17 protein-coding genes and 1 pseudogene are annotated in these 25281 nt (G+C 46.5%); 2 read left to right on the top strand and 16 right to left on the bottom strand.

Annotation, left to right across the window (positions count from 1 at the left end):
• Window positions 1-36 precede the first annotated feature (36 nt).
• From STSP2_RS06035 to STSP2_RS05965, 15 genes are all read right to left on the bottom strand, one after another.
• Window positions 37-1776, bottom strand: a complete 1740-nt coding sequence (locus tag STSP2_RS06035; RefSeq protein WP_169853027.1) for a LamG-like jellyroll fold domain-containing protein — start codon at window positions 1774-1776, stop codon at window positions 37-39.
• Window positions 1777-1817: 41 nt separating this feature from the next.
• Complete coding sequence (locus tag STSP2_RS06030) at window positions 1818-3923, bottom strand: LamG-like jellyroll fold domain-containing protein (RefSeq protein WP_146660815.1); 2106 nt, start codon at window positions 3921-3923, stop codon at window positions 1818-1820.
• Between the two features lie 184 nt (window positions 3924-4107).
• Window positions 4108-5172 carry an alpha/beta hydrolase gene (locus STSP2_RS06025; protein WP_146660813.1) on the bottom strand — a complete coding sequence of 355 codons (1065 nt, stop codon included), beginning with the start codon at window positions 5170-5172 and terminating at the stop codon, window positions 4108-4110.
• Window positions 5173-5464: 292 nt separating this feature from the next.
• Entirely contained in the window at window positions 5465-7135 is a 1671-nt protein-coding gene (locus STSP2_RS06020) for a FecR domain-containing protein (protein WP_146660812.1), read from the bottom strand.
• A gap of 26 nt (window positions 7136-7161) precedes the next feature.
• Window positions 7162-7695, bottom strand: a complete 534-nt coding sequence (locus STSP2_RS18050) for a transposase (RefSeq protein ID WP_169852969.1) — start codon at window positions 7693-7695, stop codon at window positions 7162-7164.
• 11 nt (window positions 7696-7706) lie between these two features.
• Window positions 7707-8201, bottom strand: coding sequence for a helix-turn-helix domain-containing protein (locus STSP2_RS06010; RefSeq protein WP_146659256.1), 495 nt, complete (start codon window positions 8199-8201; stop codon window positions 7707-7709).
• Window positions 8202-8307: 106 nt separating this feature from the next.
• Complete coding sequence (locus STSP2_RS06005; protein ID WP_146660810.1) at window positions 8308-8862, bottom strand: sigma-70 family RNA polymerase sigma factor; 555 nt, start codon at window positions 8860-8862, stop codon at window positions 8308-8310.
• 175 nt (window positions 8863-9037) lie between these two features.
• Window positions 9038-10423 (bottom strand): sulfatase family protein, encoded by a 1386-nt coding sequence (locus STSP2_RS06000; protein ID WP_205848013.1) that lies wholly within the window; start codon window positions 10421-10423, stop codon window positions 9038-9040.
• Window positions 10424-10460: 37 nt separating this feature from the next.
• Window positions 10461-13259 (bottom strand): family 78 glycoside hydrolase catalytic domain, encoded by a 2799-nt coding sequence (locus STSP2_RS05995; RefSeq protein ID WP_146660808.1) that lies wholly within the window; start codon window positions 13257-13259, stop codon window positions 10461-10463.
• A 63-nt stretch (window positions 13260-13322) separates the two neighbouring features.
• Window positions 13323-14786: a sulfatase family protein gene (locus STSP2_RS05990; RefSeq protein WP_146660806.1), complete on the bottom strand. Its 1464-nt coding sequence runs from the start codon at window positions 14784-14786 to the stop codon at window positions 13323-13325.
• Between the two features lie 92 nt (window positions 14787-14878).
• On the bottom strand, window positions 14879-15712 hold the full coding sequence (locus STSP2_RS05985; protein WP_146660804.1) for a prepilin-type N-terminal cleavage/methylation domain-containing protein: 834 nt from the start codon (window positions 15710-15712) through the stop codon (window positions 14879-14881).
• Window positions 15713-15839: 127 nt separating this feature from the next.
• Window positions 15840-17108, bottom strand: a complete 1269-nt coding sequence (locus tag STSP2_RS05980) for an L-rhamnose isomerase (RefSeq protein WP_146660802.1) — start codon at window positions 17106-17108, stop codon at window positions 15840-15842.
• Window positions 17109-17294: 186 nt separating this feature from the next.
• Entirely contained in the window at window positions 17295-17474 is a 180-nt protein-coding gene (locus tag STSP2_RS05975) for a hypothetical protein (RefSeq protein ID WP_146660801.1), read from the bottom strand.
• An 11-nt stretch (window positions 17475-17485) separates the two neighbouring features.
• Window positions 17486-18958: a purine-cytosine permease family protein gene (locus tag STSP2_RS05970; protein ID WP_205848012.1), complete on the bottom strand. Its 1473-nt coding sequence runs from the start codon at window positions 18956-18958 to the stop codon at window positions 17486-17488.
• A gap of 66 nt (window positions 18959-19024) precedes the next feature.
• On the bottom strand, window positions 19025-20089 hold the full coding sequence (locus STSP2_RS05965) for a class II aldolase/adducin family protein (RefSeq protein WP_169853026.1): 1065 nt from the start codon (window positions 20087-20089) through the stop codon (window positions 19025-19027).
• A gap of 288 nt (window positions 20090-20377) precedes the next feature.
• Between STSP2_RS05965 and STSP2_RS05960 the strand changes: the two genes are divergently transcribed.
• Window positions 20378-21259, top strand: a complete 882-nt coding sequence (locus STSP2_RS05960) for an AraC family transcriptional regulator (RefSeq protein WP_169853025.1) — start codon at window positions 20378-20380, stop codon at window positions 21257-21259.
• Window positions 21260-21886: 627 nt separating this feature from the next.
• Here the strand turns inward: STSP2_RS05960 and STSP2_RS18045 are convergent.
• A pseudogene (locus STSP2_RS18045) lies at window positions 21887-22018 on the bottom strand (type I restriction enzyme endonuclease domain-containing protein); the annotation flags it as partial.
• 160 nt (window positions 22019-22178) lie between these two features.
• On the opposite strand from STSP2_RS18045, the gene STSP2_RS05950 reads away from it, so the two are divergent.
• The gene (locus STSP2_RS05950; RefSeq protein ID WP_146660795.1) at window positions 22179-24779 is read left to right on the top strand and encodes an alpha-galactosidase; all 2601 of its coding nucleotides are present in this window, start codon (window positions 22179-22181) and stop codon (window positions 24777-24779) included.
• Window positions 24780-25281 lie beyond the last annotated feature (502 nt).

Below are 25281 nucleotides of genomic sequence, written 5' to 3'. Positions count from 1 at the left end.
GAAGCGACGCGGACTTTTTATTATAAAACATTGAGCTTACTGATCACACGCTTCTGCCGGAACTCTTCCGCATTCAAGCCATTGCGCTGTTAATATTGCAAAGTCGTGTAAATTGACTCTACAGTCATCATTCAGATCATAGGCTGGTGATTGGGCACATATTTCGCCGCCCATTACATCGGTATAGACAAGCGCCATATCGACATTTGTCAGAGCATAGTTATATACACGAAAATCATCGATGATGCCCTGGAAATATCTGCTGGTACCACGATTTACACCGACACAGAACCGATCAAAACGATTGTTGGGCTGGTCACCTGCGGAATCGACAAGCTGACCATCAGCATAGAGTCTGGTCGTCGTTCCATCATACGTCACCCCAAGCAATATCCATGTATCAGTTTCGGCCGCCCCAAAGGTCCCGGATGCATATCCACCAGTGTAGTCGTAATCCCCGGTTCCTGACATATCAATCTGGAAATTGCTTACAGAAGCACCGTCCCCATTGTTAAACAAACTCGTAGAATCACTCTGATCAGGATCCGATGTCTGCGCCCAGAATGTCACTGTAAACTGCGGCATTTCCGTCTGTTGGGCGAAGGTGTATTCTATCCTGTCATCCACACCGTCAAGGACAATCGCCTCACCGATCAATCCTCCGCCTCCCGTCGTATAATTCGGATCTCCATATTCGATGCCGTCATAATCACCAGCCGGATCGTTCGGGTTCCCGTCTAAGGGCCAATGAACCAGTAAACGTTTCACGGTCAGGGCTGCTGCCTGGGATTCGGCTTGACCGTTGCCGGTCAGTGTGACGATACAGTAGTAGCTTCCTTCATCAGCAATTGTAACAGAAGGAATCGTATACGTAGCCGAATCCGCTCCCACCGGTGTCGTGGTATCGCCATTCAGGCCACGGTACCATTGATAACTCAAACCGGTAGCATCACCGGTAGTGGGATTGACCGCAGTGACCGTCAATGAGGCAGGGTCACCTTCGAGTGCGCTCACATCTTCCGGTTGGCCGGTAATGAACGGAACCTTTTCAGCAGTTACCTGCAAATTAGCCAATTCCATACTCTCAATGCCGGTCCCTGCATTCAGGAAGCCCACCATGTCAAAAGATGTTGCATTAATCGTTGCGGTTGTACCGCCTACGACAGCACCATTGATCGTCGAAGTGACAAGATATTCGGTGGCACTGTTGCGTGTGACGGTCAGCGTCACGTCGTATGGTGTGCCCACAGTCAACCTCGGAAATCCGTCGCCGCTTGTGACCTGTTCAACAAGACTGGTGGAACTAAGCTCATTTGTTTTACCTTCTGTTCGAGCAAACAGGTAAGACGTATTTGTTTCTGAGCCCTGATTGCACTGCGAAAAATATCCCAACGTCTCAAGGAAACCGTCATCTCCGGTGGCCTGGTTAAGGTTGTTGAGTACCTGAAGATCGTTGCTATCAAACAAACCAAATCTCAATGTTCCGCCAGTCGCAGTGGCATCCGCCGGCGTAACTGTAAACGACAGCGTAATCGAATCGCCGTCTTCGTAGAGGCCCTGATCGGCAAAATACGACCACAAATGACTGCTATTAGCAGTCTCAGTACTATTCGGCGTGCCCCAGGTAAAACTGGCGGCGTTGGGGTCAGACAGTGAGGGAGTTCCACTGCCCGAACCCGTATACCAGGGCCCGTCCAATGTCACCGTTGTCGCAAAGACAGGGGCCGAAACAAACAGAGCCACAATTAAAAGCAATATACTAATCTTAGTATTCATTATTAATCTCCTATTAGAGCTTTCATTACAATTAAGATAATTTAAGGCAAACAAGTCGGAACCATTCCGCATTCAAGCCAGTTTTGAGCAAGAACTGCAAAATCTGTTAGATCCACACGGCAGTCGTCGTTTAGATCTATCGATGGAGGATACAAACAAAGAGCTTCCTGGGAAGTTTCATAATAAAGGGCTGCTACATCGTCGGCTGACATAGCGTAGTTGTGTATCATAACTTCATCCATAGCACCTGGGAATGCGGCACCCCCGCCCAACTTCAAGGATGATTCTGTGTCGGTTCCTAAAGCAAAGTTGTTGCGTGTTGCTACCAGTTCGCCATCGGCGTAAAGCCGTGCCTGCCCCGAATCGAATGCCAGACAGATATGTGTCCAGACTTGTTCAGGAAGCAGTCCGGAAACTCTTATACCGTAGTCCGGCTGACTATAGAACCAAACACCCGCATTACCGCCAGAAACTCCACGGACCTTGAATGCCCACATCATGATGTCTGCACCCCAGCCATCACCCTTGGACAGAATATCATTGCCGTACTCGCCAATTGTTCCATCCCATTTGAGCCAGGCACTGATAGTCATCTGGCCTGTAGACTCCAGAGGGTTCCAGGTACCAATAGCAGCAAAGCTGTCAGGGTTGATCACTGCTGCACCCAATGCAGGTTCATCAGGACCGGCACCGGTTACAAACGTTGGTGCTGAATTGGGTTCGGTGCTATAAGTACCAACGATATCAACGTACTGGCCATTAACAAAATCATCCTGATCCATTGTCCAGTGAGCCAATGCCTGCTTAACGACTAACAGTGCAATTTTACTGGATACGGTTTCACTGTTACTGTCAATGGTTACGTCGCAGTAATAATATCCCTGGTCAGCAACCTGGGCATCTGTAATAGCCATAACTGGGCTATTGGTGCCCACGGGAGAATAAGTCACGCCATCCGCCGAATACATCCACTGATACGACAATCCTGAAGAATCTCCAGTGAATGGATTGGTTGCTTCAACGGTAAGTTCGGCATCTTCACCAACGCCGACTACAGCATCTTCCGGCAGTGCGGCATTGAGATCAGGTATAGAAAGTACTGTTGAAAATCCCCAGTTAGCTCCTGTCAGAATTGTACCGTCAGTCAGCTTCTCATCTACACGCCATGCGTAGATATTGTCTCGAGCAAGAAGACCTGCCGGAGGTGTCCATGAACCGCCATTAGATCCAGTCTCAGCTACAACATCCGAGATGATATTGGCGGGATAAGTAACCAGCAAGTTGGGGTCCGCCAGCTCGTTGATATCCAGGATGGATGCAATATAAACATGGTATTCAGAGACATCGACGTAGTTGCCTGTATCTGGATCGATGCCTGCTTCCCAGGACAATGCCTTGGTCAGCGGAACATCTTCCTGCAAGCTTGCTGGGTCAGGATTACTGGCAGCCCTGGGGTCTTCACCGACAAAAATCTCATCGCGAAATTCAACATTATCCAAATTCATTAACTGCGAACCGGTGCTAGCTGTTGCAAAGTTGATCCCAAGAATCTGGGTGGCTGCACCGTCAAAATCTACATTGGCAAAAACCAGTTGACCGTCTACCCAGACGTCATAGCGATAACTCTGAAGCGTGGTGCCGGAATAAGATCCTGATGCTCCTGTCATATTCACAACGATATCAATATGGTGCGGCATATCGAGTGAGTAAGATGCAGTTTGACCATTTGCCGAGATACTGCCGTTCAGAAAACTGACACTCGCAGAAGATGGGTTAAGCCAGTTAGACCCCGTACCATCAGTGAGTTTAACGTAGAAGCTGGCACCGCCATTATCATCAGGTTCGTTAATATCGAATGACAGAGTAGCAAACGTGTTCGATGGGTAATCAGTTCCTACATGATACCATAAATGTTCTCGCAATACTGTTGTTTGCGTACCCGGATCATTGATATGTACATATTGATTTTCAGATTCAAAAACAGAGCCGTCGTCGATCGCGACCGTGACATCACCTTTAGGATTGTACCAATCAGGAGTTGCCCCTTCAGAATAGGACTCAAAATCGTCTGAAAAAATTAATTCTGCCTGGGCCATACCAACCAAGGCAACCAACAAAACAAGAGTTAACAGTAGCTTCTTCATCATACTTCTCCCTAAACTAAGACCATAAAGTTTGTTAAAAAACGATTTTTAACAAAACTTCCAACACTAACATTAGCAACCAATCATCAATTACTCAGCACTGACTTGACGGTATTCGAAAGTGATGCCAACGCCAAATACGCTTTTTTACCATACTATTTTCTCCCGGACCGCATCTACAATTTATTTATGGATCACCTCCCCTTCCAAAATCATTGGCAATAAAGAAGTTAAAACTTTCTTCAGCACAAACTTTAAAATCAGCAGGATCTTTATCCGGCCGAAAATTTACATGATTAAAGAATCCGTGAGCTTTACCATCAAATGAAACGAGTTTGCAGGTATTGCTGTTATCATGCATTTTCTGTGTAAATCGTTCGACATTTTCAAATGGTACCGTGGTATCATCAGTGCCATGAAAAATGATTGTCGGACACACATCCGGGGTGATATGGTGAAATGGCGATAGCTCTTTATCAGTTTCGGGAGTGAACCGCCTCGAACCGTAGCCGTTCTTGGTTGTATCTACAACCGGGTTCAAGAGACAAAGCAGATTAGGCTTTGAACTGACGCTCAAATCCTCCCCCGGCTCATTATAGCCGGTAATGATCTCTGTACAGGCAGCAATATGACCACCGGCCGATCCACCACCGACAATAATTCTATCAGGATCAATTTTTAAATTTGATGCATTGGCACGAACCCATCTTACGGCGGATTTTGCATCATTTACCGCTTCATACGGGCTTGTTCCTTCAACGGACGAGACACGGTAATCAGGAGCCATGCAGATCATGCCCCTGGCGGCAAAATATTTGCAAAACTCTTCCATTTGGCCAAGATTTCTGCTAGACCATCCGCCTCCAAAGAACAGCAGAATTGCCGGCAATGGTTCAGAAACTTTCTTCGGCTGATATCTATGATACATCTTAAGGGCAACCGGGTTTGAGTTGATGTCTACGGTCTTTTTGTATGTAACATTGGCAAGTTTAACAATCGACTTAGATGCATCTTTACTGTCGCATGCCCCTTCCGTTGCGGTATCATTTGCAGGCTTATTTGTCGCCTCCAAAAGATTCCCCTGACTAAGTTCAAACATAATACGATCTAACCAGGCGTGATTAACATTGGTGAGCCCTTCCTTAAAATTGGGGGATGTCCGGACACTTCCCGAGACATCGGCTAACCCGGTACTCGTCCATGGGGCTGACATGGCGATTACCAAAATACTAATTATTTCATGCCTTTTCATCTTTCATGCCCCTCTATTTCCGATTCCTGTACGCCGCAGAAAGCTCATCACTCCAACACAGAACAGCACTAAGATGGGGTGAAGAATACTTAAAGAAACTCCTAGAAACTAAGATGGCGATATCGAATCATCATACTTAAATATAAATAAACCTGAAATATCAATCAACCTCATTTTGCGACAAAGACCCGTCCTTTTGCGTCACAGTTTTGATTTTCGCTTTAAACTATGCCCTTTTACAATCAAGTTTGATAATCTCGAACACACCAACTCTTTATGCTGTTGGAACACATCATTCATTGATTAAACTGTTATAATTGGCTTCACCTGGAGCTAATGCTTCCAGCCGCATTGCCGTAAGATAAACGATATTATTCTCCTCGCCGTAGAAGCCCGCATCCACCTTCACTGTGATGATTCCGTCGGCACCAGGATCGATATTCATCCACCGGATCACATGCCCACGGTCAGCATTTTTTGAAGTTTCCATCTCAGTGGTAAATCTGTCGATCACACCTGTTGAGCTTATGTTGACAGCCGTATCGGCACCGCCAAGTGTGAAACGATCCAGACCAGTATTACGTGTCTCACTTCGATCGCCATAGAAAGCAAGGTCATAAAGCATTCCAGGATCGAGACCTCTCAGGGTCAATGTCATAATTTCATAGTTTTCCGGGCGGCTATCCGTGTTACCTACACCAATATTACCATTGTTTAGATTCAGTCCTGGCACATTGAACAGGGAATAAGCCGGCGTACCAGTCGCCGGTGGACGGACTTGACCTTCATCACGCGAGTCGATCGCGTTTGCACGATTAATGCTAAAAAGTACTCCCGTTTCCGAGCCGTCAGCATAAGTAATCAAGGCCCTGGGGGAATCATTATAATCATAACCTAACTCACCACTTCCACTATGGTGAGTCGTAATGTTGCCCTTAGACTCCTGCCCGCTAATAGCACCAAAATCGTGGTAAGCGACAAAACCTTGCTTGCCGGTTACAGGTTCACCTTTAAAGATCATCTTTGAGTCGGAGTCAATCTTTCGAACAAACTCATCTTCGATTACTTCGATATCTTTAACATAGCCGTCATTGTAAACTTTCTTAGCCTTGCCTTCGCTAAGTTCAAATTGTTTTTTATTGGAATTTGGTAAACCAGCAAAAAGTATCGTTCTGCCTTTAATCACATGAACTTGGGTATTGTTATAACTATCTACTTCAACGCCGAACTCTGTACCCAGATCAACGATCTTGGAATTGTTGGTTTTGACCGTAAATCCTTGAGCCTGCGGCGGGACAACAGAATAAATTCGGCCGCGGATAAGCTTAACATCATCGGTACTGATCAATGAGAATTCAGCAGGTGCTTCGACCGTTATTTGAGCCTGATTGTCCAAACAGAATGTGGCATAGCCGCTAGTTAAGGAGTAGGTGTCCTGAAGCATACGGCCGTCTGTGCCGGGAATTTGCATGTTTTCATCCCATACGGCGTCGATTTGATCAATCAGTGCGGCCACATCAACCCCTGGCCTCCTGGGCGGGACAAACCCAATAAAAAGTGCAATAAAGAACATAGCAGCGAAACTAACCATAAGCGTAAAAAGCTGAAACTTTGACAACTTCCGCTTTTCACGTTGTGGATAAACCACTTTCTGGATCAATTCCCTTTTCGGCTTTTCTTCAGAAATCTCAATTATTGGAGCCGTTTTTTCAAACTCTGCCATCTCTTTCAAAAAACGTATCTGCGTATCACACTCACTATTTAACTCATTAAGAAATACATCGCATATCTCTCGGCTTTGATTAAGGTAAGCCACCATTGAATAAAAGTCCAGGCAATGATTTAATGCCTCTGGATCCTCATCAAGAATTGCATTCAATCTATCGACTTGCTCTTGAGAGGTATTTTTCTCCAGAGAAAGAGTCAGCAATTCTTCAAGTTCATTTTTTAAAGCCTGATCCATTATAGACTTTCTAAACTAGTGCCGTTTCAATTATCTAAGTTTAACTTTTGCTGATTTTTTTTATTGCGATATGCTACGTATCTATTCAGAGCGATTTTAAGCTCATTGTGGTTTTGATAATTAGTTCCGCGTATGACGAATTCCTTAACATGGGTAAACTGACATTCGATAGGATTTAGCCATGATGCGTTGGTCGGCGTCCAGATCAGATGAATATTGTTCTCGCGACAGTACCGCAGAACCTTGTCCTTGCGGTGCGGCGAGAAATTGTCCAGTATCAGATGGATCCGCTGGTTCGCAGGATACTTTTTCCTGGTCAGTTTCAAAACTTCCAAGAACTCCTGATGCCGCTTGCGTGGCCGAACATATCCCCAGAGCTTTTTCTGATGGACATCGTAAAACGCCAGCCAGTGCTGAACGCCGTGTTTGCGGGTATAGGTCGCAGGCAGCCTCTTGGGATGGTCGGTATGACAGTAATTCCGGCCTGGCTGAGGACGAATCTCCAGCGGTCCGAACTCGTCGAATGATATGGTCGGCCCGTTTGAGGCCGGCTGGTTCACATATCTGCGAATTAGTTTTTTTTAGACTTGAGATTGGGGTCGTTGCACTCTTTCCACGTCTTTGTCCGCCGGAGCTTGACCTTCTTTTCACGCAGGATGGTCCTGAGTGTTTCAATGCTGATCGTAGGAACGATCTTTTCCTGGACAAGATATTCACGCAGTTTTTCCAGGGACCACCGCTTAAAAGGGCAGTCCAGAAGATCGGGCGGACATTTTGCAGTCTCGGCAATAATGGCCTTGTCGTCCTCGGTAAACTCCGGCGGTCTTCCCGGCCGGGGCTTGGGCTCCAACGCCTTAAGGCCGCGTTGGTTAAAGTCTTTGATGATGGCCCTGACATGGTGCGGCGAATAGTGAACCAGCTCGGCGATAGCAGGAACTTTATAGCCCTGGTTAGAGGCAAGAATGACTTGGCCGCGACGAATCTTGATTCGGCTTTTGCTGCTGCGGAGTATCCGCTGAATTTGCTGGCCTTCACTGGTACTGAGGTCTCTGGCGTACAGACACATAAGAAATCCCTTTCTCTGCTTGTAAGCGTGAAATTATTTCTTCGTGTCATTCTATATAATACCAGATTATGCATGGCGCAAGTCTTAAATCATGGAAAAGTTAAAATTATATTTTTGAAACGGCACTAGACATGGACTTCTTCATGCAAGCCAATAAATAACCATATGCTCGTGACATAATTGTATATACATTAGGGACAGACACCCCAATTCGTTTAGCGATATCATTGGTATTGCAATTTTCGAAAAACTTTAATGCAATAACGGTAAAATATCGTTTTTTAAAATGTTTCAATTTCTTGAGGCATTCTTTCAGCTTTACATTTTGATTGCTGAGATTATCATTTTTGTTAACCGCAAGTGAGGATAGTTTCTCAAAAGAACCATCGCTATATTGAACAATGTCATGTTTTTTTTGCCGCCTTCGATGCTCTAAAATCTTGTAGCGAGCAATTCTGATTCCCCATGCGACAAAATCTGATCCTAGCTCAAAATCTTCAAAACGCTTCCACATAAAACTGATGGTTTCTTGCATAACATCATCCGCATCAGAGTAATTGCCAACCATAGTCAGCACATATGCATAAATCCGAGACTGATTTTGATATAAAAGTCGATGGTAATTGTCAGGCTGAGAGCTCTCTTCCCTAACATCACTCATAAACTTGCTCCTAATCTGTCAAAAAGTTAGTTGTCTCAATCACTAAGAAATGACTATTTTTTTAGAATGTCTTACAAATAAATTCGAGATAACGGCAAAAAATCCAAACTAAGAATACCCACATCTGCTTATCATAGCTGTCAGCTTGGCGCGCTTTCAGTTTACTGTTTCTCGGCTAGTCTTTTGAGATCAGCGTAGCTTCCTTTACCGGCCACCAGGCCTTAATTTTGGCTTTGAGCCGTGCGACCACCTCCGGGTACTCGTCGGCGAGATTCTGGGTTTCATGGGGGTCACTTATCACATCAAACAACTGCACCGGTCCTGGGTATTTGTGGACAGCCTTATACCTTTCATTCTCGCCGTCGTAACTGAGAATAAGCTTCCAGCGCCCCTCAATACACCAGCGAGTCAGCAGCGATTTTTCCGGGTTATCCAAATCTGCAATATCATGGGAAAAACCTTCGCCAAATATAGTATCCCGTTTGATCGCTTTTCCTCCTTCAACGGCCGGCAGCAGGTTCAATCCAGGACGATCGTCAGGTGTTTCAGAACCGGCAATTGCCAGTATCGTCGGATACAAATCAATACTACTGACCATTTCGCTGCGTTTGGAGGCGCTAAAGTGGTCGGGACAATTGAAGAAAATAGGCGTGCGGATGCCGCCTTCGTAGGTGGTCTGCTTTGAACGGGGGGCAAACCTTTGCCTGTATCCGTGCGGCACCTCGGTATCAGCAGTTCGTTGGATCCAACCATTATCACATACATACACAAATACAGTATTTTCACGAATCTTCTTTTGTTCAATATAGTCAACCACCTGCCCGCAGGTTTCATCGAACCAGTCGCACATGGCGTAATACTTGGCCAGTGCCGGATCCCGCCCTTCGGTGGTATATTTGTCGAGCAGCCGCTGGGGCGGATTGTGCGGCGTATGCGGCAGAAACGGCGCATACCAGACAAAGAACGGTTTTTCTTGTTCAACTGCGTAGTCCACAAACTCATACAGCGGATCCATTCCCTGGCGGCCGATCTTCAGCCCCGGCCCGCCGTGGCGGCCTTGGGTGGTCATACCGTGTGTGAAACCGCCGTTCTGGTAATCACCTTCCCACCACTTGCCGCTCTGAAAGCTCAGGTAGCCCCGCTCGGCCAGTGCTTCAGGGATCGTCACATAGTTGTCGATGAAGTTTTCAAGCTTGAGATTGGCTTCTCTGGCAGCATCTCCTGTATATCGTTTGGGGGAAGGATCATTTCCCGTGACCCCGTGCTGGTGGGGGTAGAGACCAGTGGCCATAGTCATCAGAGACGGGCGGCACAGCGGGGTTGGCACATAACCACGGGGAAACAGCACCCCTTCTTCTGACAAACGATCCAAATTAGGCGTCTGAATTACAGGGTGCCCCATAAAACCATAATCAGTCCAAGCCTGATCATCAGAGATAATCAGGACAATATTGGGGGATTGATTTTGAGCGGTGCATCCGGATACCATGATTATAAGGACTGCACTTGCAAGAAAAATATTACTGAAGATATTCCGCAGTATCATAGATTTCCTTTTCATGCGATATTCCATCGAGTAAAGATAATCGGTTTCTTCATTAGTCTGACTCTTTGTACGGCATCTCAAAATGATATTGGCCGGATTCGATCGTATATATTGTAACATTTTTTTCACTACGCTCGAAATCGATCCCATTGGATAGGTCAACAGGAACACTGTTCTCTGTGATGTTCTCGGGTGTGCCGCAAGGCAAATAAACTTTAGCGACGGTATTAGAGGGAATCTCTACGTGCATAGTAATTGTTTTATCACTTTTTCGCCAGTTACTTATAATCTGACCGCGTATAGAATTATAACTGCAATTAACCCATTGTAAACCAAGAGGCATGTGAGGTCTTATCACAATTCGATCAAAGCCGACTGCATCCGGCTCTGGTTGAATACCACCTAACCAACCATAAAACCATTGTGAAACTGAGCCAAACATGGGGTGGTTGTGGGAATATGTATTGTCGCTATAAGCCCAATGCTCCCACAGTGTCGTTGCGTCATTTTCGAGCATATATCCCCAGCCGGGAAATGTTTTTTGATTTACAATGTCATATGCGGTCTGCTCTAGACCATGCTGAGAAAGCAGCTCAAGCATATATCGTGTGCCAAAGATCCCAGTGGTAAGGTGGTCGTCATGCTCAGTGATATCTTCCAAAAGATACTCCAGTGCTTTCGCGCGATACTTTTGAGGCAGTATGCTCGAGTACAATGCAAAAGACTGACTACCCTGTGTTCCTGGAGCACACTCGCCGGTTTCGATATCAAAGAATTTCTCATTATAAGCATTTTTTATCTGTTCGGATAAGGTCAAATAATGCTTCGAATCTTCTTGATAACCTAGAATCTCAGCCATTCTCGAAAGCATTCTTACACTTTGATAGTACAAAGGTGTAACCATTGGAGCAGAGGGAGTTCTGGTTAAAGATTCATGATCGCTAAGGCCATGTTTAATAATATGCTCGGGATTATTTTGTGTTACAAGATCGAGCCATTGTTTCGAAGTCTGGTATTGTTGTTCAACAATTCTTCTGTCCCCGTAGTATTGATACAATTTTAGTTGCGTATGCGGATGAACCATCGCCCAGCCGACCCCGCAGTACTGTATGCCAACCGAAGGAGCCGTGTCAGTAAGCATTCCACTAGACAATTTACTGTCATCCCAGTCTTCAACTGCCTTAGTGTAGAAGTTGGACATGTCATAGTTATAAATAAAGGCTTCGTTGGTATTGACTAAGTCGCCGCCATAGCCAAACCGTTCGCGATGAGGACAATCAGATTGAACACTAAAGATATTGCTCAGAAATGTCCATTCGCACATTTCCTGGATGGCGTTAAACATCTCATTAGAGCAAGAAAATTCGCCAACAGAGCTGACATCTGAGCCAAGCCGCAAACCAGTTATCATATCAGGCGACGGCTTTTCAGGGCACCCAGTGACTTCAATGTAGCGAAATGCATGAAAAGTGAATCTTGGAGTATAAACTTCCGGTCCATCCCCACGGGCAATATAAACATCGCTTTGCCATGCAATGCCGGGATGAGATTCGAGAGAGTCGTTTCGTTTTCCTTTAATTTGACCACAAACACTGGTCATAGGATTTAAGGTGCCATCTTCATAGAGCAGTTCACCATATCTTAAGTTTACCTTGGTACCTCTTTTAAGGTCGAATCTGAAGGATGCCAATCCTGCAAAGTTTTGACCCATATCAACAATGTATACGCCTTTTTCGGGTTCGGTAATTTTTACTGGTTTGATGGTCCTCGTTACTTTGATCGGCTCTACAGGCTGGGCCTGAAGCGAGCCCACTGGTTCCGTTGCTGGTGAAGCATTCGCCCAGCCAGTATCATCAAATCCCGGCTTATTCCAACCCGAAATTTCTTTACGGGCATCATATATCTCGCCAAGATAGATGCTGTTTCGAAGAATGGGACCTTGAGCGACCTTCCAGTCTTTGTCGCTGCATATAGTCTGCTCGGTGCCGTCATCATACAGAATGCAAAGTTGCGTAATAAACCTTGGTCGGCCTACAGTCAAATGGTCTCGAAGATTTCTGCTGCCCCACATTCGTAACGGCAAAGGATTGTACCAGCCGTTGCCAAGCATGACTCCAAGGCAGTTGGCTTCACTTTGCAACTGCTCGGTAACATCGTACGTACTGTAATAAACTCGTTCAGAATAGTCTGTCCAACCTGGATCAAGATAATGATCACCAATACGCTTTCCATTGAGACTAGCCTCGTAATAGCCAAGTCCGGTGATATATAGCCTGGCCAGTTCAACTTCTTTATTCAAAACAAATTCTTTCCGAAAAATGGGAGCCGGATCGAATTTATAAAAATCTTCATCTGCTGCCGGGTTACTTTTGCCGTCATTGATCCACGTGGCGTCCCAGTCTTCTGCATCCAACAACGCAGTCTCAAACCAGGAAGCACTGCTCCAGTCGCCCGCGTTACCGTCCTTATCCCAAACCCTGACCTTCCAATAATATCGAGTAGCGGAACTAAGTGGTTTCCCCCGATAAGCGACTTGAATGGAATTGCTTGAGTTGACTTTTTGACTGTCCCATTGATCAGCCTGGTTGGATTCGAGAGCCTTAAGACTTGTTGACACGATCACCTGATAAGCAGTTTGCTTCTGACCTCTCCCTGATGATTTCATTGTCCAACTCAGGCGAGGTTCAGCAACGTCGATTCCCAAGGGATTGACTTTGTATTCACATCTAAGATTTTCAGCACTTGATCCGCTAGAAGGCATTTCAGCAAACGTTTGGCAACCAGAACAAACAATTAGAGGTACGGCAACCAGAAGACTAATAAAGAAACCTTGGTAAAAATTGAATTTCATAAATTTTTTCCGATCGGGCACATAAGAATATAATGAGAACAGATGTTATTATAAAACGCTATCTTATTCTGGTTTAACATTTTGCGGAACCACGCCTTTAATCTCATATTGCTTAACAAAATCATCAGTCTTTGAACGCATTTGCTTCAGGATGGTTTGATAGTCTGGATGCAAAACCAGATTATGCAGTTCTGTCGGGTCCACGTTTAAATCATATAAACATTCATAAGCCGGATTCTGTTCAAAATAGCGGGCATACTTATACTGCTTCGTTCGAACTCCTTCCCATTTTGGAATGTCTTTATGATCCATAAGATGCTCACAAAATATGGAATCACGCTTCTCCAGGTCAATTGAAGAGGCTCCGCTCATAGCCGACAGCAGGCTGCGTCCTTGATAATGTTCCGGCACTTCAACCCTCCCTAACTCAAGAATAGTTGGTGCAAAATCGAGATTCAGCACCATAGGATCCACAGACTGTCCAGTGAATTTATCTGGCATGCGAGGGTCGTAAATTACCAAAGGAACGCGCAGAGACTGTTCAAAATGAGTCCATTTACCGGCAAAACCCCGATATCCCATATAGTAGCCATTATCAGCGCTATATATAATAATCGTATCGTCTTCGATATTAAGTTCTTTAAGCAAGTGTCTCAGTTGGCCAACAACTTTGTCTATCCCGCTAATCATGCGAAAATATGAACGCATATTAGTCTGATATTTTTCAGGTGTATCCCATCGCCAATAAAAACGTTTACGATTCATCGAAGTTTGTAAAAATTCGGGTAGTATTTCAAAGTAAATTGGATCTGACAGACCAGGAGAGGGCACACTAACATCGTCATACAACTCACTTGTCCATTCCGGGTATGGATAGTGCCCTTTGCCGGGAGTTTTGTTGCGGTCTCTCGCGTGTGACGCATGGAAACTTACAGATAGACAAAACGGACGATCATCATTGTCTTTGATGAACTTTTGTGCTAAGTTGCTCATGACTTCTGTACTTTCCAGCTTGCTCCCGTCGGGCTGATCGAGGTAGCCGGGCCCTGGGACCGTTTCGAAATAGTCAAACATCTCCCCACTGCCTTTCATACTACACCCGAATTTACCAATAAATCCGGATCGATAACCCGCTTGTCGAAGCAAAGCAGGATAACTGCTAAGAGTGTAAGCCTCTGCAACAGCCGGTTTCCCAAAGGTATACCCGTGAGTGCGCTCGTGAAGGCTGGTAAATATAGACGCACGGCTGGCAGCGCAGATCGAAGTCGTAACAAAACAGTTTTCAAAACGAACACCCTCAGAAGCCAGACTGTCAATATTGGGCGTTTGCACAATCGGGTGTCCGGCACATCCCAGCGTATCATTTCGTTGATCATCTGTAAGAAGAAAAATGATGTTGGGACGCTCTGGTGAATCCACCCAATCATTCGAAGCTAAAGGTTTGGCCTTATCGTTAGAACATCCCCAGATAAGTGTCAATCCTGTAAGTATTAAGCTAATTTTTATCAATGACTGTCTTTTATTCATTCGAACCTCATGCCACCTTAATTCACTTTCAATGTTTGACACTTCTATATGACAATTTTTTACTCATCATACTCAAGTCATATTCTTTGAACCTAGTCCATTATCTGGGCTGTTCCCTTAAAAAGCCCCAGTATGCCTCGAAGATTGTAACCGTTCTGGTTTGGGAGTTCGTCGTGGTTATCTACACCCCAGAAATCATCATTGTTGATGGCTTCTTTTTCGTTGCAGAAAAGAACATGACCGTCACCGTGCAGCACATTGATACCTGCGGGCTTATTGACACCTGCACGATGCAAAGCACCACTCTGGCTACTGATAACGTCAGCGAGCATACTTGTGCTCGAAGTCATATTTGAGACTTGATTATCAAGTATATGAACCCGAACATCGCGTTTGCTGCTCCCACATTCAATGACCTCTCTGCCGCGACCTTGAGATAAATAATTGTAACTGATTCTCACAAAATTAGCGTGATAAGCGTCCGGATCGTGTACAAACGGCCAACTGAGGTCACCTACATAATGATCGTAAGAAAGCAAATCGCTGACACCTCTGGCTGAAGGACAATAGAATATTTCGGGGTCCTTGAGATAACCAGCATCAAACAAAACAGCAACGTTTACAGGACCGTCAGTTATTTTGTGGGATTCATTAGTTGCATTGGGATTTATCCAGTATGCGGCATAAGCGTAGAATCCAGTATATCGGGGGGCAATTTCCATGTAGTTCTCAGGAACTTTGTTGTCGTTGTCTTGTGCATAAGTAAACAGGCTGATACCAACCTGCTTTAGATTGGATCCGCAAGTAACACGCCGGGCACGCTCCTTGACCATACTCAACGCAGGCATCATTATTGACATCAGCAATGCAATAATCGCGATAACCACTAATAATTCAATCAGCGTAAATCCTTCTTTATTCTTCATTTTCTCTCTCCCATTGTTGATAAAAATTACAATAACCTTTAATCGCACATTCTAACCTTTTGCTTACTATATTTAGAAGCTATTGGATAACTGCATATGCCAAGACATTTCATAGTTAAACCGTAATTCACACTCGTTTACTCATGACTTCTTTTTCATACTGCTTAACCTCATCAAACCAGTCCAGCCCTACTGGTATTTCCTGCTTCAAACAGTAGTAATCCCAAACGGCATTCCAGGGCATGGACTTCAATTCTTCAAAGTAGGCTAACCGTTGAGTGTAATCCATATTCAACTCAGCTCGGCGAAGTTGTTCAATTGGCTCTAGAAGTGCAAACAGCAGTGCTTTTAGCAGATTACGGGTGCCGATCACCCAGGCAGCCACGCGGTTGATACTGGCATCGAAGAAATCAAGCCCGATATGAATCTTGTCCAGATTATCACTGCGAATAAGCTCTTTGGCAATCTGCTGGAGTTCATCATCAAAACATACGACGTGGTCACTGTCCCAACGGACGGGCCTGCTTACATGCAGCAGCAGTTCCGGACAGAACATCATAACTGAGCTGATTTTTTCGCTGATCTTTTCCGTGGGATGGTAGTGACCGGCATCAAGACATAAAAGTTTCTGCCGCGAAATAGCGTAGCCCATGTAGAACTCGTGCGACCCCACGGTATAGCTTTCCCCACCAATGCCAAAAAGTTTAGATTCGACTGCATCAAGATTCAAACTTGGGTCGATCTCTTCGGCAAATATTTCATCCAGTGAATCTGCCAGACGTTCGCGAGGAGCAACACGGTCGGCCGGGATATCCTTGTAAGCGTCCGGGACCCAGAAATTGGTAACGGTCGGCGTTCCGAGCTGTTTTCCCATTTCGGAAGCGATCCTGCGGCAAGCGATGGCGTGCTCGATCCAGAAGTCACGAATGCTTTTGTCCGGATGACTGAGGGTGAAACCGTCGGCAGCTTTGTCGTGTGAGAAAAATGTGGGGTTAAAATCTATGCCGTGAAGCCTGTCCTTCGCCCAGTCGATCCAGCTTTGAAAATACCCCGGATCTATCTCGTTGCGGTCAACAAACGTGCCGCCATTGTCCAGATAACTCGCGTGCAGATTTAAACGATGCTGGCCTGGGATCAGTGAAAGTGCTTTTTCGATATCAGATCTTAGTTCTGAAATCGTTCGTGCTTTGCCGGGATAATTACCGGTAGTCTGGATACCACCTGACAATTCCGAACCGCCAACTTGCTCAAAACCTCCGACATCATCGCCCTGCCAGCAATTTATGGATACCGGAATGGTTTGCAATTTCTTGAGAACAGCTTCGGTATCAACGCCAACGGCAGCATACCGCTCTTTAGCGAGTTTATAGGCTTTTTCGATTTGAGTTTGATTCATTGACTAATTCCAGTTTAAAATCCACTTCTATCTTACATGTTCGAAACTGATCGGCGGTTCACTTGAACGCCTTTTGAAACTAGTAAAAAATAGTTATATTAATACTAAATTATATGTCTGCCTTAGTTGCTCCGATCTAATTCCATACGGACATCAAGGTTTCCCACTGCTTCTGTATTCATTCCATTACCCGTTTTCCTTCCACATGTACAACGGTGCACTGATAAACCAGACAACTGTCGCAACGATCATAGCGAGCTTGACACTCTGCAGAGACGAGATGCTGCCTGTTAGATACAAAGCAGAAGGCAGTATCAGTACCGCCAGGCATATCCACGAAACAATTTGAGCTATTTTCTTAAGCATATCTAATCCTCTTATGAAGACAGTGCACAATTTCTTTTTTGAATCAGATAACTAATCAGCACATAGACAACTGCAGCAAAAAACCAGCCAGGCAGCGAAACAAAATAGATTTGAATGCGCCCCGTCTGCACCAGCCACCAGCACACCGCCAATGTTACAAACCAAGCCAGCCCAGCAGCCAGATTGAATGGCGATTTGCTTATTTGTGCATAGTTACTTTGAAGTCCGAGCTTTTTCATGAACCAGAAGTCGACGAAGATCACCGCACCCATCGGCATCAACAGCATGCCATAGAGAGCGACAAAACCTAGCAGTTTCATGGCAACCGCCGGAAACATTCCCGCAACAGTTGCTAAGGCCCCGGTTACCAGTGTGACCGTGAATCGAGACCATTTGTGAACGATTGCCTGGAAAGCAAGTCCCGCCCTGTATATAGTCGGGTTCGCTGTGGTCCAGCCGGCGATTATCACACAGACCAGGCCCGCCAATCCAGCCGCCTTGTAAGCCATCGGACCGGGCAGTACATTGGTATCACCCGGGTTTAGATGGAGCTGATAGGCAAACAGGATCGATGCGCTAATCCATGCCATAAAGTGACCAACATACATTCCAGCAGCCGAGGCTACAGCAAACCATGACTTTTTCGCGTACCGAAATACTGACAGATCGCTCATGCCGATGTGCATGGCCATGTTGCAGAACCATGCGAAGAAAGTGACGTGCCAGAACGTGAATTTTACCTGGCCAGGCAGCGGATCGCCCCCCTTCCAGATGTGATTATTCGCAAGGGCCCATAGATCACCGACATTGCGGACCTCGGCTTCGCTGACATTCATGAATTGTCTCAGACCGATCAATCCAAATGCAAGGAAAACCAACACCATCCATGGAGCCGCGATATTTGCAAATTTCGCAACCACCTGATATCCACAGGCCGCCACAATAGCGATCACTCCGCCGACTGCCGCAACGGCAAGCACCCACCCAATGCTGTTCGGATACAGATCCGTCAAGCCTGGCATTGGAAAATCGAACCATACCCCCACAGCAGTTGCCGAAACAGTGATCATCGCCCCAGCAAGAAAGCAGAACATTATACCGTTCGCCAGATTATAGAGCGTCACCAGGTGACGACCGCAAATCCTTTCAAGTTGATAGTACAGGGTCAACCGTGCGCGTGTCGCGATGGGAGCACACATCAGCATCCAGCTAAGAACAGCCAGTGCATTACCGAGCAGCAGGCCTGTTATAAGATCAAAAACGCTCACCCCCGCAGCGACAAACAGCGGCCCGATCATGAGTTCCGTACCGGCGCAATGCTCACCCGCATACATGCCGATAAAACTCTTGAATTTAAGCAATGCATGCTCAGGTACCGGCTGACGTTCAAATTCATCCGAAGACTGCTGTTGTGCTTCGTGTTTCGGCACAGACGGAGTTTCATGATTCCCAGAAGATTGTTGTGCTCCTTGGGGTTCTGCCATTTAGAGTATCTCCAAAAAGGCCGTCGTTACAGTTTTTAGCTCCGCAATCGCATGCTGCAATCAGCTTCACATCTGTTTTTTGCGATAGGATTCAACTTCCCAGTTCTCGATAAATTCTCTTGCTTTCTCACTCATATAGTCGATGCCTCCGAAAGCCTCAGCCAGTTGTTCTACTAAAGCTGCATCCTGGGCCAACTGCAATGCCAGTGACGCACCTTTTGCTTCTTCTGAAACACCAAAGACCGCATCACCGAAGGCGATAACCTGCGGAATATATCCATGTTTAGATTTGAAGTCATCAATCCCCTTATGAGTCGGGGTGCCTATATATGGGTAAGACTTTGCATATACAATATGATCCGGAGAGATAGGTCCTGAAGCAGGTTTGAACCTCCCGCCAGAAGCAATCGATATATCATCCATTCCTATCGCATCGCGAATGATGGATTCTGCAGCTTTAATGCGGTCGACTTCAGGCTTAGCTCCGACATCCAACTCAAGCGAAACACCTGCGTTATCGTACGAGGCCTTCAACATTGACATCACCTCGGCATAAAGCTTGCGAATCTCATCAGGTTCATCTGCCGCGACAAATACGCCGTGGTTCTTCAAAAAGATGAGCGAGGGTTCGCGACCATTTTGATCCTTGTAATTCTGTATCTCGTTCCTGACCTCCATACAGAGTGTATAACCGGGATCGATATAATCGAGCCAAAGCGCAGTCGGGAACAGTTCCCTGCAGACCGCTTTTCCCTCCATTGCACAGGTCATTCCGTTTACAAGGCAGGGATGCGTATGCACCACGTATCGTGCACTTAATGAGTCGTGCAGAGGTGCTTCAACCGAGGCCCTACGACCTGCATCTGTAAGCACAGCATTCTGCATCCTGTCTTTAACCAGTGCTTCCCTGGCGGATGCTTCGGCGGGAGGGTTTATTTTGTACAAATCGGCGAGCTGATTTCGACTCAGCGCGACAAATGTCTCCGGCTCTAAATCGGCCAATGTGGTACCGGACGGCTTGACCCAAAGCGTGCTGCTATTTTTGCATGAAGTGTTCCCGCCGCCTCCCAACACATAATCGGCAATCCCAAATTCGTGCGACAGATCAGTAATAGTGTTAAGAATATCCAAGGCCAGCTCCAGTAATGGTCAGTTTGCCAAAAGGTACCTTAACCAATATACTTATTGGCGAAGCAATAAAAAAGCCCTTTTTGCGTCAACCTATCATCATTTTGCGTCACAGGGCCTTGATTTTAGATAGCAAACAGCGTAGAATGAGCTTTTGCAATCCCAATTACTGAAAAGCAGTTGTTTAAGACAGCCCAAACAACTGTATACATTGAAAATGATTTTTGAACCTTTGTGCTTCACGGTTGTATGGAAAACTTTTTTTCTTATCTGCCCATATCCGAAAACAACATGCGATGGGATTTATACCTGACAGGCGCAGGCGCCGCTTCAATCGCTGCCGAAGATAGCTATCCGCCTCAAGGACACCCAAGCTTATACAGTTTCCGCTGGGAAACGGGCCGTACACTTGCAGAGTATCAGATTCTGTTGATTGCAGAGGGGCATGGGGTTTTCGAGTCAGCTAAAAATGAACAGACACAGGTTAAAGCCGGGGATGTAATTTTTCTGTACCCTGATCTGTGGCATCGGTATCGCCCCGATCCAAGCAGCGGCTGGAAAGAATACTGGCTAAGTTGGAACGGCGAACGTTTGTATAGACTGATGAAGAAAGGCCTTTTGGATCCAAACCGGGGAGTGATCTCGGTTCAGCATCCTGAGCTTATTGCCGCAGCATTCGAAAAGATCCTCAAGCATGTCAAGGATCATCCGGCCGAGAATTCGAACGTGCTCAGCGCCTATGCTATGGAGGTTCTCACGCTTGCGATGGACGATATCGACATAGCCAAAGTCGCACGAGATACAGCTGTGCCTCGCGATCACGTCCATTCAATCGATGATCCCGTCGTGTTCAAGGCATTGCAGACTATCTGGAATCACAGCTATAGAGATATACGAGTCGACGACCTGATCGAAATGCTGCCGATCACTCGCCGGACGCTGGAAAGGAAGTTCAAAGAAAGCCTGGGCTGCTCCATCGGGACCGAGATAAAAAGATGCCGCCTGGAACGCGCAAAGCACCTGCTGGCGAACACAACGCTGCCCATCAAGCACATTGCACTGGCTGTGGGATTCTCAAGCACGGACCGGATGGGCAAGGTATTCAAGGAAAGCCTCGGCATGACACCCAGCCAATATCGTAAATCCGTAAAGGATCAGCACCAGGGTCTCTAAGCAGATACTGCTGTGGCCCTTTACTTATTAAGTCTACTTCTAAACTGATACGCCAACGGGGTAAAAGGCGAAACAAAGCATCACTACAACCAGGAAATACTACGTAATGGTCCGCAACGAAGACATGGACGCGGCAAGCAAAGTAATGGACAAGATCCTCGAAGACGCGAAAAGGTGACTGACGCAATAGTGACGCAGAGGCAGTTTTCGAGGGCAAAACAAAAAAGGCCAGCCTCGCATAAGTGCGTGACTGGCCTAACTTTATCCAAATGGTCAGGGGCGGATTTGAACCGCCGACACACGGATTTTCAACGGCATCTAGCCGTTCACAAACCTTTACTATTAAAGCACTTACAGCCCTAAGTTTTTCGTGCCATTACGCTTACAGTTATATTTCATGACATCATAGGACAGCGGGTACCGGCCGTCAAGCAGCAAAGTTATAGGTTCGGTTATAAAAAGTATCCAAGTCCGCACAGATGTGCCCACCAAATATCCAGATATAGTAATGACAAGGGTTTATAACAAACCAGCAACCCAAAACCGACAAGTCCTCAGCTCGCAGGTTTAGCTCAAAAAGTAATGCAAAAATTCTTAAGCTGCCCAGTCCTGGCACAGAGTTTCGGTTTAAGCCAGCACCAGTTCTGTTGCCTTTGCCTGCATATCCGGCGGGTAGCCGTACTTTCTTAGCACATGTTTTACCTTCATGCGGAGCTGTGCCCAAACGTTCTCACGGATTTGCCAATCGATACTCAGATTTGCGGACAGGTCACTGAGAGATCAGAACTATTCATCCAAGCAGTGATTAGTTTTGTTTTGATAATCAGATTCCGATTTGGTATAAAGAGCAAACGAGCAAGGGGTTCGGAATATTCATTTTAAATCCATTTGATATCGAGTTTTATAAAGGCAAGTGCACATGTCGACTAAAAGAGTTATGGCTATTGTTTTTACAATGTCACTAATAACCGGTAGTTGTGTCGCAGAGGAGTTTAAGCTGTCTTCGCTGGGGACCAATTTCATTACCACCGGCTGGGGTGATCCGCAGGTGAATAAGTCCAGTGACGGCAATACTTTGCGGATTGGAGGCAAGTCTTTTGAGCATGGGCTCGGCACGCATGCATCCGGCAAGGCGGTTGTGTTGCTGGCCGGCAGGGGCGAGAGGTTTCGGGCGTTTGTGGGCGTCGACGATGAGGGCGGCAAGCGAGGCAGCGTGCAGTTTATTATCAAGGGAGACGATGAAATACTTTTTGACAGCGATGTAATGCACGGGGGCGATGAAGCCAGGGAGGTCGATGTAGATGTCAGTGGCGTTGATAAGCTGTTTCTCGTCGTCAAAGATGGTGGCGACGGTATAAGTCACGATCATGCAAATTGGGCGGAGGCGGTGATTGTCATGAAAGAAGGCTCACCTGTGTTGGTGCCGGATGCGGAACTTATCGAGATTGCCGGCGAGAATACGCTCATGGTGCTGCAGGTTTCGCCAAAGGGCAGGCTGTTGAAGGGGTATTATGGGCCAAAGCTGGAGCTTGGGGACGTTTTCAAAAGCGGGCTGGGCAGTCAGATGGTTTTGCCGACAATTTTTAGTGATTCCGAAAGACAGTACTGGCAGGAACCTGCGTTGCAGGTGAAACATGCAGACGGACACGTCTGGACGCAGCTGGTTTATAAGTCGCATGAGAAGAAGACAGTCGAGCCGGGCGTAAAACTGACAAAGGTCAAACTGAAGGATCCGAATTACGAATTCTATGTAGATCTGTGTTTCAAAACCTACACGAAGCAAGACATAATCGAGCAGTGGATGGAAGTTCGAAACCAGGAAAATGGGCCGGTTGTCCTGTCGCGTTTTGCGTCCGCTGCTATGCCCATGCAGGCGCGTGAGTATTGGCTGACGCATTTTCACGGCAAATGGGCGGGGGAAATGGACCTTTACGAGGAGAAACTCACGCCCGGCGTCAAGATCGTGGACTCTAAACTGGGTATCACAAGTTCGATGGCGACAGCGCCGCATTTCATGATCTCGCTTGAAGAACCTGCAAAGGAGAATACGGGCAAGGTGTTGGGAGCTTCGCTTGCGTGGTCAGGCAATTACAGGTTTGCGTTTGAAGTTGCAGACGACAGGCTTATGGCACTTGCGGGGATGAATCCCTTTGCCTCTGAGTATGAGCTGGCGAAAGGTGAGTCTTTTAAGACGCCGGCATTGATTTACACCATCAGCGACAAGGGCAAGGGTGAGGTTAGCAGACGTTTTCACAGGTGGGCCCTGGAGCATGGCATTCGCGGCGGCGAGAAGGTTCACAAAACCGTGCTGAACAACTGGGAAGCGACTGGTTTTGACGTGAACGAAAAGCGGATTGTCGATCTGATCGACCGGGCCGGCGGAATGGGAATGGAAATTTTCCTGCTGGATGACGGCTGGTTCGGCAGTCCGGAAAAGGCGAGGATTCTGGGCGATTGGCGAATCACGCCGAAGATGCTGCCTAACGGACTTGAGCCGTTGATCGAGGCATGTAAGGAAAATGATTTCGACTTCGGCATATGGATCGAAATGGAGATGGCCAATCCTGGTGCTTACATTCTGGATGAGCATCCGGACTGGATACTGGCTGAGCCTGATCGGGAGAAGTATCGACAGCGTGGCCAGTATGTGCTGGATATGACAAACCCGGAAGTGCAGGAGTTTGCGTTTAAGTGGGCGGATGATCTGCTTTCAAAGCACCCGAAGATTAAATACGTTAAATGGGACTGCAACAGCGCGTTTCATAACCCATGGTCGGAGTATCTGGGTTCGGAGAAGCAATCGCATCTGTGGATAGACTACATTCATGGGCTTTACAGGGTGATGGAGCGTGTCGCTGAGCGTCACCCGGATGTACAGATGATGGTTTGTTCGGGCGGCGGCGGTCGGGTAGACTACGGCGTACTGCGGTATTTTGATGAGTTCTGGCCGAGCGATAACACTAATGCTCATAGGCGGGTGAAAATACAGTGGGGATATTCGCACTTTTTCCCGGCAAAAACGATCTCGGCACACGTAACGCACTGGGGCAACAGTGATTTCCAGTTTGCGTTCGCAGTTGCTATGAGTGGCAGGCTTGGAATGGACGTTGACCCGGCAAAAATGACGGACGCTGAGAAGGCCGCGGCTGAGGTAGCGATACCGCTTTACAAAGAGCGTATCCGGCCGATAGTTCAGGAAGGCGATCTGTACCGGCTGATGTCGCCGTATGACGAGCCGAGGGCGGCGTTGAATTATGTTTCGCGGAATAAGGCTAAGGCGGTGGTCTTTGCGTTCCAGACGGCTGATGACGAGAGCGGTGAGTCTGTCGTGGTCCGGCCGAAGGGGTTGGATGCGGCGGCGAAGTATCGCGTGGAAGAGGTGAATCTGCCCGAGGGCAAGGCTGGGCTTTGTCCGGACGACGGGCGAATCATAACTGGAGCTGAACTGATGGAAAAAGGTCTGCGTGTGCCGATGACTACAAACCTGCAGAGTTCAGTTGTGATTTTGACGGCAGAATAGTCGATTTTCAATTTAACTGATGACAGATAAACTGCCTTTCTGCCATCATTTATTAATACCCGAAATTTCTTAAGTAACCTTTCTAGAGGACGCGAAAAGTTTAATGTTTTTTCTTTGAGGTGGCCCTGCTGGTTATAATTTTTATAACAGCTTCTGATTGAACTATTGCAAAGTTGCTTACAGACAAATTCATAGCAACATTGATGTGGTTTAACGTGAAATGTCAAAACCACAGCGATTAAGATGTTGTTAATCAATGAGCAAAGGTTTTGCTTGGGTTGTCATGCTGACCTATCGACGAGCTACTTGGGCACTTTATTTTTATTATAATATAAAAACAATCTCAGCGGCCAGGACATCTTCCATGCAGCAAACGAGAAGCATAACTACCGCAAATCTCACGCACGAGCCCTTCCTCACTGTCTAGAAGCTGTTTCGAAACTGCTCGTGGCTTGCCGGTGAGCAATTTTTTGTACTGGCAAGGCGAGTAAAATTAGTAATA

It is taken from the genome of Anaerohalosphaera lusitana (assembly GCF_002007645.1).
GTDB lineage: Bacteria > Planctomycetota > Phycisphaerae > Sedimentisphaerales > Anaerohalosphaeraceae > Anaerohalosphaera > Anaerohalosphaera lusitana.
This window is presented reverse-complemented; position numbering and strand designations above follow the sequence as displayed.